The sequence below is a fragment of the Xanthomonas arboricola genome, assembly GCF_003353015.1.
Classification (GTDB): domain Bacteria; phylum Pseudomonadota; class Gammaproteobacteria; order Xanthomonadales; family Xanthomonadaceae; genus Xanthomonas; species Xanthomonas arboricola_E.
On record NZ_QREM01000009.1, the window covers coordinates 459164 to 471482 of the forward strand.

Genomic DNA, 12319 nt, shown 5'->3' on the forward strand with positions numbered 1-12319 from the left:
CGCGCCGTCTGCACCCAGCGATCGGCTGCTCGCCGCGCCGTGTTGGCCATCCCAGGCCGGCAACAGGCGTGCGCAAGCGGCCGGCCTCTCCAGCCGATCACCGTTGCGATCACATCCCCACGTTTGGTTTGGCAGCCTCGTTGCTGCACCACGCGTGTTGCGTGGCGACCGAGGCAATCTGCGCCTTTGCGGGCGCGCTCAGCGCAGCGGCCGCGCCTCGCACAGCTGCCGATACAGCTGCTCGAACAGCCGCGTGGTCAACGCCGCGTCCTCGCGCACTGCGCGGCACTGCGCTGCCCAGGCCAGGCGCAAGCGCAGCTCGTCGTCGGCCAGGACCTGGCGGACGGCCTCTGCCAGCCCGGCCCAGTCGCCCGGCGGTACCGCGAGTGCGCAGACCGGCGCCCACTCGACCAGGTGTCCGACCGCGGTGCCGACGGTGGGCACACCGGCAACCGCCGCTTCCAGCAGCACCAGCGGCCCGGCTTCGTGCAGGGACGACAGCACCAGCAGGTCGGCCGACTGCATGATCGGGCGCAGCTCGCGCTGGGTCTTGAAACCGAGAAAACGCACCTGCTCGCCCAGGCCGAGCTGTTGCACCAGGCGCTGCATGGCGCCAGCCAGGGTGTCGACGCCGACCATGTCCAGGGTAAAGGCGACACCGGCGCGTTTGAGCGCTGCCATCGCCTGCAGCAAGGTGGCCTGGTCCTTGACCGGATTGAGGCTGGCCACATGCAGCAAGCGGGCGATGCCGCCGGTGCGCGCACGTGGCGCGGCCGGCGGCCAGGCACGCAGATCCACGCCCAGCGGCACCCGCTGCGCGTGGATGCCAAGCGCCTCCAGCGACGCGAGGATGGGCGCGCTGGCCGCGGTGACGCGGTCGGCCAGGCGCAGGATCACCGCTTCGCGCAGGCGTCCGCGCCAGTACCGCCGGCCGCCGTAGCCGATGCCATGCAAGGCGACCAGCTCGCCACCGGCGATATGCACCACGCTTGGGCGCCGCAGCAGCCGTGCCGCGGCGACGGCGACCAGACTGCAATAGCCGGAAAAGATCGCCTGGATCACATCGAACGGAGCGCGACGATGTTCCTCGGCAATGGCGGCGATCGCGCGCATGCGGGTGCGCCGGGCGCCGATGTTGTGCACGGTGGCGCCACGCAAGGCCCAGGTGCCGGGCAGCGGCTCCTGGTGCAGCACGAACACGTGCACCTGATGCTGGCGCGCCAGCCAGTCGATCAGGGTCAGGAACACCGGGATCACGCGGACCTCGCCGCTGCGGTCCACGCCGCCTGGAACCACCAGGGCCAGTTTCATGCAGTTGGCCTCGGCGCGGCAGCCAGCAACCGGGTGTACGCACTCGCCCAGCGCTGCCCCACGGCGGCAAACGACAGCCGTGCATCGAAATGCGCGCGCACCTGTGCGCGATCGGGGCGTTGCCGGAAGACGCGCAACAGCAGTTCCGCCAGGGCCGAGGCATCGCCGACCGGCCACAACGCGCCGACTGCGCCGCCATCGCTGAGCGCACGAAAGGCCGGGATATCGGTCAAGAGCGGCAAGGTGCCGCAGGCATACGCTTCCACTGCGGCATAACCGCAGCTCTCTGCATGACTGGCGGAGACGAACAGGTCGCAGGCACGCAGCAGGGTTTCCACGCGCGCATGCGGCACCTTGCCCAGCAACTGCACGCAGCGCGCCAGCGACGGATCGGCGCGCAGGCGCTGCTGCACCTGCTCCAGCAACGGCGCCTGGTCGAACACGCACCACAGCCGCAGGCCCGGCAACACGCGCGCGGCCAGGGCGATGGCGTCGAGCACGCACAGCGGATCCTTGGCCGCGCTCAGATGCCCAACCCACAACACGCAGGGGTCGCCATGCAGGCGGGTGTGCTCGCGTGCCTGCAGGCGATCGCCCGGCGAGAAGCGGCTGCTCGATTCGGGAATCGCAAACAGCTGCGTCCTGGCCTTGAACAGGCGCGCCTGTGCGAACGGCTGCGCCATGTCTAGCGAGGTGAACGCGATCCCGGCGGCGGCAGCGTAGCGACGGCGCCACACGCTCCGGCTCCACCAGCGCGGCGGGCGGTTGGCGTGATCCTGCAACAGGATCGGCGTCTGCGGCAGCAGGCGGGCGAGACGGCGCGCATCGCCGGCAAATTCCAGGCCGTGGATGTGGATCACATCGGCACCGATCTCGCGCAGCGTCGCAGCAAGCAGGACGGCGCGCTGCGCGCTGCCGCGCGCGCCCAGTTCGAGGAAGCGGTAATCCACGCCCTGGCGGCCGAGCCGCAGATTCAGTGCAGAGGCCTGCACCACCGACACGCCGACCCCGGCGCTGGCGACGGCCTCGGCGATATCGGCCAGCGACGGCCACTGCGCAAACACCTGCCCGGCCGTCAGGCCGGCGGGAGTCGGCACCAGATTGAGTTGCGCCACCCGCAGGCTCATTGCAGCCACCGCGCCCGGACTGCACGCGCTGCAATCGCGCTCACATCAGGCGCCGCGCACGGCGCCGTGCACACACCGCATGCTGCGCCTGCCGCTCGAAGGCCGCAGGCATACCCTGCCATGATCAGGGCTGCGCTCACGCGATGCGCCGCAGCCGCAGCACCAGCGCGACCGGCACCCGCAGCGCGGCCTGATCGAAACGCGCACCGGGCGCGATGTCGGCCGGGTCCAGCATCGGCTCGGCCACCGCTTCGATCTCCATGCCCAGCGCCACGCAGGCCGCATGCCAATGGCTGTAGAGATGCTGCGTATGCCGCACCGCGTAGTGCCGGCCATCGGCCTTGAAGTCGCGCCGCCAGCCCAGCGCATGGCCGATCGGATGCACGTCGCTGCACAGCACCAGGCCGCCGACGCGGGTGACGCGGTGCAGTTCTTCCAGTGCCGGCCATAGCTGCTGCAGATGGCCGACCACCAGACCGCAGACGCTGAGATCGGCCACCGCGTCGTCCAGCGGCAGTTGCTCCAGGCTGCCCTGCTGCAGGCGCATGCGCGCCGATGGCCAGTCCTGCGCCAGCTCGGCATGCGCACGCTGCAGCATCTGCGGCGACAGATCCACGCCGGTGACCTGCAGCGCGCCACGCCGCAAGGCATGCAGCATGTAGCGGCCACTGCCGCAGCCGGCGTCGAGCACGTGCTGGCCCTGCAACACGCTCGGCATCAGCGCGAGCATGGCGCGCTCTTCGGCCAGCATCACCGGGTTGTGCGCGTGCGGCGGATACGCCTGCGCCCACAGCGCATACGCCGCTGCCGGCTCGAGGGTCGGCACTGCGCTCACGACAGCGCACCGCTGGCGGCCATGGCGACGCCGGGCTGGTGCGCAGGCCGGGGCACACGCTGCAGGCCGGGTTCCAGTGCCAGGACCGCCGGATCGGCCAGCGTGGCGTCGAGCAGCTTGGGGCGGCCGTCCAGCAGCACCGGCACGGTCCGGATGCCGGCCGCGTCGAACCAGTCGGCAAAATCCGGGTCGGCGATGCGCGGAACGCCGTCGCGTACCACCGCACGCAGATCGCTGCGGGCGCAGCCCACCACGCTGATGGCCGGGTCGCCGCCGCGGTCGCGCACGATCACCAGATCGGCCGCCGCCCCCGGCGCCAGCCGTCCACGCGTCGTCATGCGCAGGATGCGCGCCGACTGATGGGTGACCAGGCCGAGCAGCAGATCCGCGGCCAGCCCGCTGCTGGCAGCGATGCGCAGTTCTTCCAGCAGGTCGCGCGAACCGCTGACACGCGAATCGTTGCCCAGGGCGAGCCGGCCGGCCATGCACAGGCGCCAGGGGTCGAGCGTGCGCCCCAGCAGCGCACGATTGCTCGATGGACACCACACCACCGCCGCGCCGCGTGCGATCACCCGCTCGATATCGCGCTCGCCCATGCCCACGCCGTGGATCAGCACGCTGTTGGGCGCCAGGCAACCGAGCCGGTCCAGCTCTTCCAGCTCGGCGGCCGCCACCGCATCGGTGCCTTCGGCCAGATGGATCATCCAGGGATGCAAGGGCGAAGTGGCGGCAAAGCTGCCCTGCACCGGAGGGCCATAGCCGGTCCATCCCAGCGCATAGCTCCAGCCGAACTCGCGCAGCAGGCCAACCGGAAAGCCGGGCTCGTCCAGGGTGGCATGCCACGGGTCGTGCTGTGCCACGCAGGTGACGCCGGCCAGCAGGTTCTTCAATCCACCGTGACGCAGGCGCACCGCCTTGGGCACACGCAGGGCGGCGGCCACCTCGGGATGCCGGAAATGCGCCTGGAATGCCTCGATCCACGCATAGCTGTTGGCAAACGGCGCACCCTGCGGCAGCGGCGGCACGCAGTTGACCTGCAGGTGATCGTGCGCATTGATCAGGCCGGGCGCCAGCACATGCCCCTGCAGGTCCAGGCGCAGGCTGCCGGTGCCGCGCGTGCCGCCGAAACGCCCCGCGCGGATGGTCAACGGCGCGCGCGACGGGCCGGCCAGGGTGATCGCGCGCGCGCCCTGCAGGCAGACATCGGCCATGGACATCGGCGTCTCCACTCAGCGCTTGCGCAGCACGATCAGGAAGTGGTCGCCCATGTCGCGCAGCAGCGGCAGGCCGCCCAGGCGATCGTCGCACCGGCCCAGGCGCTCGGACAGGCGCGGATGTCGTTCGCAGAAATCCACCAGGTACGGCGGCGGCAGGAACAGGCTCAAGGCGCGATAGCGGTCCAGCACGAAGTGCCTGGCGAAGGCGCGGTAGAACTCGCGCGGCAGGTGGTACCAGGTCCAGATGGTATGGCCGTTCATGCCCACCGCGGTGACCCCGCGCGCGGCCCGCACTGCGGCGCGCTTGAATCGCCCGCGCACGCTGTAGTGGCCGATTTCCCAGGGGCAGATGCGCCCGATCACCGAGAACACCAGGCAGCCATCGGGGCGCAGCAGACGCGCGCATTCGGCCGCCACCGCCGGGAGATCCGGCGCGCAGTTGAGCGGGCCGAAGTTGGAGTACATGCCATCGAAGCTGCCCTCCAGCCGGTCGAGCTGCTGGATGCCGACATGGGCCGCACTCAGGCGCTCTTCCAGGCCTTGCGCGGCGGCGCGCTGGCGGGTGCGCTCGACCATCGCCGGCGACCAGTCGGTGGCCAGCACGCGGTAACCGCGACGTGCGAACTCGCCGGCATCCAGGCCGGTGCCGCAGCCCAGGTCGATCAGCCGCGAGCCTACCGGCAGCTCGGCCGCAACCGTGTCCCACAGCGTGGTGCGCATGCGCTGGATCAGCGCGTTGTTGCCGCGCGGGCCGTCATAGTCGGGCGCCACGCTGTCGAACGCGCGTTGCGTCTCCAGCAAGCGCTCCGGGGCCACCGTGCCACCGCGCGCCGCATGCTCATTGACCACCGACATGCGCAGCCTCCCCCACCGATCCCGCTGTTCTCACGACACTCTCCAGGCGCGGCACCGCCAATGCGGCACCGCTTGATTGACCGGTGAGTGCCGCCCGCTGGCGGTTTGGTTGCAGCCCGGGCTGCCTTGCCCTGCCTTGCGCGTCGCGCGAGGCTGCGCGGCTCAGCCGGCAGCCTGCGTGGCCGCACCCGCGCGCCGCCGCCATGCATTGCGCAACACCGCCGCCAGCACCGCCAGCCCCGCCGCTGCGAGCAGACCCGCGGCCCAGGTGGTCACGGGGTTGGGAAATGCCCGCTGCTCGGGCACGTACAACGGCCATGCCAGCGAGGTCTGATAAGTGAAGCGCGTGGTCAGCCGGGCAATCAGATCGTCGCGTTCGCTCTTCAGGGCGCGCACGGTGGCGTTGCTGTCGGTCAGCAGCACGCCCGCCAGAACCTGGGCCGGGGTCGCCGCAGCGGCACCCTGCCCGGCCTGCACCTGCTGCTGCAGCTGATCGCGATTGCGGGTCGCCGCGCGCAGATCGTCGGTGAGGCCTTGCAGGCGTGTACGCGCCAGTGCGAGCGCCACTGCATTGGTGTCGCCGTGCAAGCGCTGCAAGGCGCTCACCGTCGCCATCGCCAGCTTGCGCGCCTGCGCCGACGATTCGGCCCGGATGGTCACCCCGATCAGGTTGGCATACGGGTCCGGATCCGGCTTGAGGCTGCCGCGATACACCTGCGCGGCGCGGCTTTTCAGCGGCACGCCGGCCTGGCGCAGCACCGCATCCTGGAACAGCCGCGTCTTCATGCGATCGATCACGCGCTGGAACGGTTCGACCTTGGGATCGCGCCCGGCCGGCGTGGGACCGATCTCGCCGACCTGGATCCAGGCGGTGGCTTCCCACTGCGGCCTGGCCAGGCGGGTAAAGGCGAAGGTCAGCGCAAGCACCACCACCAGTGCCGCCAGCGCCCAGCGCCATTCGCGACGCAGGATGCGCCACAGGTCGATCAGATAGATGTCGTCGTGTTGGGTCATGGTGCACCGGCTCTGGAACAGGGTGAAAACGAAGCGGCCGCGCATTACGCAGCAGCGGTGGGTGCGGCATTGCGGTTGGGCAACAGCACCGTGCAGGCATGCAGCACCAGGCACAGCGCGATGAAGCCGAAGTTGGTCCAGGTGAACGCCTGCGGCGCGAACGGCGACATCAGGCAGGCATAGGCGATGCGCAGGAAGATCAGCACATGGAAGATCGACAGGCAGCTGTCGAGCAAGCGCACGCTCCACAGCAGGCCGGCATACAACGCCAGCAGCGCCAGCAACGCACCGGGTGCGCCCCAGGCCATCAGGAACGGAAAGAACTCGGTCCCCACGTTGATGTTGGGCGCATCCAGCGGGATGCTGGTGCCGGCGGTGGCGATCGAGCCACTGAACGGCACCAGTTGATTGACCAAGAAGCTGGCGTTGACATAGCCCTTGGCCAGGATCGCGCCGAAGTTGTACGGCCCGGCACTGATGTACAGCAGCAACCACTGCACGCCCTGCGGCATGGCGCGATACACCGCACCGAATGGCAGGGCGACCGTGGCCAGCGAGCCGGAACGCAATGCGCCGAGGATGGAAAACACCCCGCCACCGGCCAGCACCAGCAGGCCGATGGTCTTCCACGGCAGGCGGCGCGCCGGATCGCGGCGCAACAGCATCACCAGCACGAACGAAAACAGCCCGGCGAAGATGCGGTTACGGTCGATCACCACGATCGGAAACACGAAACCCAGCATCACCATCGCCGCGCGCAGCCCGCGATGGCGCACACACAGCAGCGCGATCGGCGGCAGGATCCAGCACATGTTGGAGATGTGCCGCACATGCGCGCGCAACGGACTCAAGGTGGCATAGGAGGACGGATCGCTGAACAGCGGAATCGGAAACAGCGCCACATCCACGACGCAGAACACCGTCACCACCGCCGCCAGCGTCATCACCACGAAGGCGTCGCGGGTGCCGGCGTAGCGGTAGGCGCGAAAGCGCTCAAATGCCGGCAGCTTGATCCCAATCAGCACATCCAGGACCAGCAGCAGCCAGGCCGCGACAATCAACAGGAAAATGCCGTCGATGTAACCAACAGGCAGCCGATAGGTTCCCACGGTGACCAGGCAACTGATCACCAGCGATGGAACCAGATAGGTCGCAGGCCTGCGTAGAATCCCCCCCGTTGCCGGCATCACCGAATTCTCCCGCCACCATACAGGCACCAGGCAAGCATTGACTTGGCAAAATACGCCAGCAGATGCGTCGACGCCCTGAAATAGCTTCTTTTCAAGAACCTGATTTTGGCGTCAATCAGACTTTTCTGCGCTCGCAGGAACCAGTGTTCAAACCCCTCAAAAAGCGCAGAATTCCGCGACGCCACCAGCCCGAATTCAGCAAGGTTGTCCAGCCGCCTGGACACATCCCTGGTCTTGCTGACGTTGGTGCCATGCAACCTGTATGCACACACCTTGACGTCAATGAAGCCAAGAGCATCACGCGCGACAAGCCGAAGAAAGAAATCCCAGTCTTCGATCCTGAGCGTCGCGTCCCAGACGGCCCCCGCGCCAAACGCGCTGCGCCTGAGCATCGTGACAGCGCCACTGATCGCCCAACGCCGGATCACCGCGCGACGCATCCCCGCGTCCGAGAGATACAGCGCCTTGTTGGCACCATGGAGGTCGCACATGGCGCTTTCGTACAATTGCCGCCCTTCGGAATCGACAACAAACGCATCACCGACCACGGCATCCTTGCCAGGATGCAGTTCCAGGTAGCCAACCTGGACCTTCAGACTTCCCGGAACCACGTAATCATCACTGGCGACGATACGCAGGTACTCGCCCCGCGCACGCAGCGCCAACTCGTTGAGCGTGGCCGCCACGCCGCGATTGGCACGCTGCACGAACTGCACCGGCAAGCGATGGCCATGGCTGGCGATCCACTGCGCAATCCTCTCGCCGGTGGCATCGCTGGAACCGTCGTCGATGATGACCAGTTCCTTGCATGGGTACGGGTCTTCCAGCACGCTGTCCAGGCAGCGTTGCACGAAGCGTTCGTGGTTGAAGGCCGGGATCAGCACCGACACCAGCGGCCAGCGCACGCGTCGGCCGGATTGGGCGAGATCGCTCATGCCGGCTGCACCAGATAGCGACGCACCACCACGATGTTGAACAGCAGGTACAGCACATAGTTGGCGACGAAGGCGTACATCGCACCGATCAGTCCCCATTGCGCGGTGAACAGGTACACCAGCGCCAGATAGCTGGCCCCGAACACGCATTCGGAGATCACGAACAGCCGTGTCATCGCCTTGGCCAGCATCACGTAGGACAGCACGAAGGCCGCGATCTTGATCACATCGCCCAGCAGCTGCGGGGCATACAGCGGCGCGGCCTGTGCAAACCGGGCGTCGAACAGCAGCCAGGTCACCCAATCGCGGCACAGGTAAACGCCCAGCGCCATCACGATCACCGCCGGCAGCACATGGCGATACGCGGCCCGCAGCTCGCGCCCGAGCGCCGAGCGCTGCTGCAGCGATGCCAGCTTGGGCAGGTAATACACGTTGATCGCGGTGGTGAAGAACAGCAGATACGCATCCGACACCCGGCTCACCGCCTGCCAGTACCCCACCTGCTGCCAGCCGAACTGCAGCGCCAGATGGTCGCGCACCAGGATGGCCACCAGCTGCGGCACCAGCGTGGCGGTCAGCGTCATCACCGAAAAGGCCGCCAGCCTGCGCGTCATCTGCGCATCGAAGCGCATGCGCAGCATGTCGCGGCGAAAGTAACCGCTGTGCCGCAGCGCCGGCATGGCGGCCAGCAACCACAGCACCTGGCCCAGCACCAGCGCCAGCAATGCGCCCTGCAACTGCGCCCGGCTGGACAGCCAGGCCACCAGTGCCACGCTCAGCACCGCGCCGCTCACCTGCACGAACGCCAGGCGACGCACGTCCATGAAACCGTTGATCACCGCCAGGATGTAGTTGACCAGTGCGATGCCCAGCTGCGCGACCGCCACGACGCAGATCAGCGGGCGGTATGTCGCATCGCCCAGCAGGCGCTCGGCGATGGCGCCACTGAACAGCAACGCCAGCGCCGCCATCACGCAGGCTGCGCAGAAGGCGTACCACAGCGCCGCGCTGAGCAGACGGGCCAGCGCAGCGGCGTCGTCGCGATATTCGGCCACATACTTGACGATGCCCGCACTGATGCCGCCACCTGCCAGCACCGCCAGCACCGACAGCAGATTGAGGAACTGGCCCAGCCGGCCGACTCCTTGCGGACCGGCATACACCGCCACCAGCTTCACCACCACCAGCGCAGCCAGCAGCTTGGCCAGCGTCGCAACGCCGGTGTAGGCGCCGCTGCGCACGAGATTCATGCGGGCGTGCCGAACGACTGGCACGCAGCAATCACACGCGCGACCGACGCATCGTCCAGCGCAGGCCCGATCGGCAGGCTCAGCACTTCGCGATGCAGCCGCTCGCTCACCGGCAGGCAGGCATCGCCCAGGGTGGTGTAGGCTGGCTGCCGATGCGGCGGCACCGGATAGTGGATCTGGGTATGGATGCCCGCGCCCAGCAGATGCGCCTGCAAGGCATCGCGCTGGGCACTGCGCACCACGAACAGATGCCAGACGTGCTGCGCTTCGGACACCAGCGTGGGCAACGTGATCAGCGGGTTGTCGATGCCGTGCAGATAACGCTGCGCCACCGCGCGGCGGCGGGCGATCTCGTCGTCCAGATAGCCCAGCTTGACCCGCAGGAACGCGGCCTGCATCTCGTCCAGCCGGGAATTCACGCCCTGGCAGAGGTGGTGATATTTCACCTCCGAACCATAATTGCGCAGCGCGCGGATACGCTCGGCAAGGCGCGCATCCGAGGTCACCACCGCGCCACCATCGCCGAGTGCCCCCAGGTTCTTGGCCGGGAAGAAACTGAAGGCCGCCGCATCGCCGAAGGCGCCCGCACGGCGCCCCTGCGCGCTGGCGCCATGTGCCTGCGCGGCATCTTCGATCAGCAGCAGCCCGTAGCGATGCGCCAGCGTCTGCAGCGCCGGCATGTCGACCAGCTGCCCATACAGATGCACCGCCATGATGGCGCGCGTGCGCGGGCCGATCGCCTTCTCCACGCTGGCCGGGTCGATGTTGAAGGTCGCAGGGTCCGGCTCCACCGGCACCAGCACCAGGTGGTTCTGGCTGATCGCAAGAAAGGTGGCGATGAAGGTATTGGCAGGCACGATGACCTCGTCGCCCTCGCGCAACACGCCCAGCTCGCGATAGCCGCGCAGGATCAACGACAGCGCATCCAGCCCGTTGCCCACGCCGACCGCCTGCGCTGCACCGCAGTAACTGGCGAATTCTTCCTCGAATGCGGCCAGCTCCTTGCCCAGCACATACCAGCCGGCATCGATCACCCGCGCCGCAGCGGCCTTCAGCGCATCCGCATACCGCGCATTGATCGCGCGCAGATCCAGGAACGGCACATCCATCGGCGCAAGCATCTAGGATTGAACTCCCAGCAGCGCATCAGCGTGGGACGCGACGCCATCACGCATGTTCGAGGCATTTTTGCGGGCACGCACTTCGCCGAGGAACTGGTCGTAATCCAGTATGTAGTCGGCGGGGTCGTAGAACTGGTCGGCCAGCACCATCAGCACGCAGTCGGGGCTGAAGCGATGCAGGTCGCGCCACACCATGCGGCCCAGCAGCAGGCCTTGCGATGGATCGTCCAGCACCACTTCCTGCTGGCCATGGCCGTCGCCCTGGTCGAGCAGGATCGTCACCGAGCCATGCAGGGCCACCGCAAGCTGGTTGAGCCGACGGTGTGCATGCTGTCCGCGATGGACACCGTTGCGGGTGCCGAACAGGTAATACACGCGACGTATCTCGAACGGGACATTGCGCTGCTGCTCCAACGAGATGAGCAGCCCGCGATCGTCGCCGTGGGTATGCAACTGGATGCGTTCGATGACCATGATCGGAAGGGCGTAACCGCTGACTGCACGTAGTGCGACATGCCTGAGTGCGCCGGCATGCGCGAAAGGTTGCGCGACGCGGCGGCACTGCGAAGCAGGGTGCGCGCAAGCGCAGTTGCCGCCGTCACCGCCCTACCCAGGCGCCCCATCGCCGCAGGAGGCCGCACGCCGATGCAACCTTTCGGCGGCAGTGCCGCACATATCCGTGCACGTTCACGTGGCCGCAGCTTGGCCGGCGTGGGGAGCCAGGCCTGGCAGCGCACCGCGCACTGCCGGAACCAACGACCACCAGCGCAGGACACCGATCCATGAGTTCATCCCCCCACGCGCCCGATGCGGTTGCAGACGACAGCGCCAGCGCGCTGCCGGCGCAGGCCGCAGTGCCGGCGCGCGTCATTCCGCTCCCCAGGCCGATGCGCGTCCTGCATTGGCTGACGGTGTTCTGCCTGGCCATGGCGGCCACGCTGATCCTGCTGCGCGCCGAGCTGGAAGGACGCGCCCTGCGGCAGTGGCTGATGGAAGGCCATCGCCACTTCGGCCTGATGGTGCTCCTGCTGTTCGTCCTGCGGGTGGGCCTGCGCATCCGTCAGCGCACGCTGCCGCCTGGTCCGCCGTCGCCGCTGCCGATGCGGCTGGCCGCAGGCGCCACCCACCTCGCCCTGTACGGCCTGATGGTCGCCTTGCCGCTGATCGGCTGGTCGTTGAGCAACGCCTACGCCAAACCGGTCTATCTGTTCGGCCTGACGCTGCCGAACCTGGTCGCGCCGGACGAAGACCTGGCCGACACCCTGGGCACCTGGCACCTGAATGCCGCCTGGGTCCTGCTGGCCCTGGTGATCCTGCATATCGGCGCCGCCCTCTGGCATCACCTGGTGCTGCGCGACGGCCTCCTGCACCGCGTGCTGCCGGGAAAACGCCGATGACCTCCCCCGTGTTGCCAGCCGTCCCACGCTTGCGCAGCGCCGAACCCCGCACCGTCGAACAAGGACT

Annotated in this window: 12 protein-coding genes; 1 reads left to right on the forward strand and 11 read right to left on the reverse strand. The window is 68.2% G+C overall.

The genetic code is table 11. The annotated features are described in order from the left end of the window. Positions 1-198: 198 nt before the first annotated feature. From C0541_RS12615 to C0541_RS12665, 11 genes are all read right to left on the reverse strand, one after another. Positions 199-1311 (reverse strand): glycosyltransferase family 4 protein, encoded by a 1113-nt coding sequence (locus C0541_RS12615; RefSeq protein ID WP_115048804.1) that lies wholly within the window; start codon positions 1309-1311, stop codon positions 199-201. Continuing rightward, complete coding sequence (locus C0541_RS12620) at positions 1308-2438, reverse strand: glycosyltransferase family 4 protein (protein ID WP_115048806.1); 1131 nt, start codon at positions 2436-2438, stop codon at positions 1308-1310. Before C0541_RS12620 ends, C0541_RS12615 begins: the two co-directional genes overlap by 4 nt. Before the next feature lie 136 nt (positions 2439-2574). Beyond that, entirely contained in the window at positions 2575-3273 is a 699-nt protein-coding gene (locus tag C0541_RS12625; RefSeq protein WP_115048807.1) for a class I SAM-dependent methyltransferase, read from the reverse strand. Continuing rightward, positions 3270-4490 carry an amidohydrolase family protein gene (locus C0541_RS12630; protein ID WP_161960042.1) on the reverse strand — a complete coding sequence of 407 codons (1221 nt, stop codon included), beginning with the start codon at positions 4488-4490 and terminating at the stop codon, positions 3270-3272. The genes C0541_RS12625 and C0541_RS12630 overlap by 4 nt, the downstream gene beginning before the upstream one ends. Before the next feature lie 12 nt (positions 4491-4502). Then, on the reverse strand, positions 4503-5345 hold the full coding sequence (locus C0541_RS12635) for a class I SAM-dependent methyltransferase (RefSeq protein WP_115048811.1): 843 nt from the start codon (positions 5343-5345) through the stop codon (positions 4503-4505). Positions 5346-5507: 162 nt separating this feature from the next. Beyond that, positions 5508-6359 carry a Wzz/FepE/Etk N-terminal domain-containing protein gene (locus C0541_RS12640; RefSeq protein ID WP_115050296.1) on the reverse strand — a complete coding sequence of 284 codons (852 nt, stop codon included), beginning with the start codon at positions 6357-6359 and terminating at the stop codon, positions 5508-5510. A 44-nt stretch (positions 6360-6403) separates the two neighbouring features. Then, positions 6404-7546 (reverse strand): hypothetical protein, encoded by a 1143-nt coding sequence (locus C0541_RS12645; protein ID WP_115048813.1) that lies wholly within the window; start codon positions 7544-7546, stop codon positions 6404-6406. Beyond that, positions 7546-8484: a glycosyltransferase family 2 protein gene (locus C0541_RS12650; RefSeq protein ID WP_115048815.1), complete on the reverse strand. Its 939-nt coding sequence runs from the start codon at positions 8482-8484 to the stop codon at positions 7546-7548. Before C0541_RS12650 ends, C0541_RS12645 begins: the two co-directional genes overlap by 1 nt. Then, positions 8481-9734, reverse strand: a complete 1254-nt coding sequence (locus tag C0541_RS12655; protein WP_115048817.1) for an O-antigen translocase — start codon at positions 9732-9734, stop codon at positions 8481-8483. Before C0541_RS12655 ends, C0541_RS12650 begins: the two co-directional genes overlap by 4 nt. Beyond that, entirely contained in the window at positions 9731-10855 is a 1125-nt protein-coding gene (locus C0541_RS12660; RefSeq protein ID WP_115048819.1) for a DegT/DnrJ/EryC1/StrS family aminotransferase, read from the reverse strand. The genes C0541_RS12655 and C0541_RS12660 overlap by 4 nt, the downstream gene beginning before the upstream one ends. After that, on the reverse strand, positions 10856-11329 hold the full coding sequence (locus C0541_RS12665; RefSeq protein WP_238601318.1) for a sugar 3,4-ketoisomerase: 474 nt from the start codon (positions 11327-11329) through the stop codon (positions 10856-10858). It abuts the gene before it with no gap. Between the two features lie 308 nt (positions 11330-11637). On the opposite strand from C0541_RS12665, the gene C0541_RS12670 reads away from it, so the two are divergent. Beyond that, positions 11638-12252 (forward strand): cytochrome b, encoded by a 615-nt coding sequence (locus C0541_RS12670; RefSeq protein WP_161960043.1) that lies wholly within the window; start codon positions 11638-11640, stop codon positions 12250-12252. Positions 12253-12319: the final 67 nt, after the last annotated feature.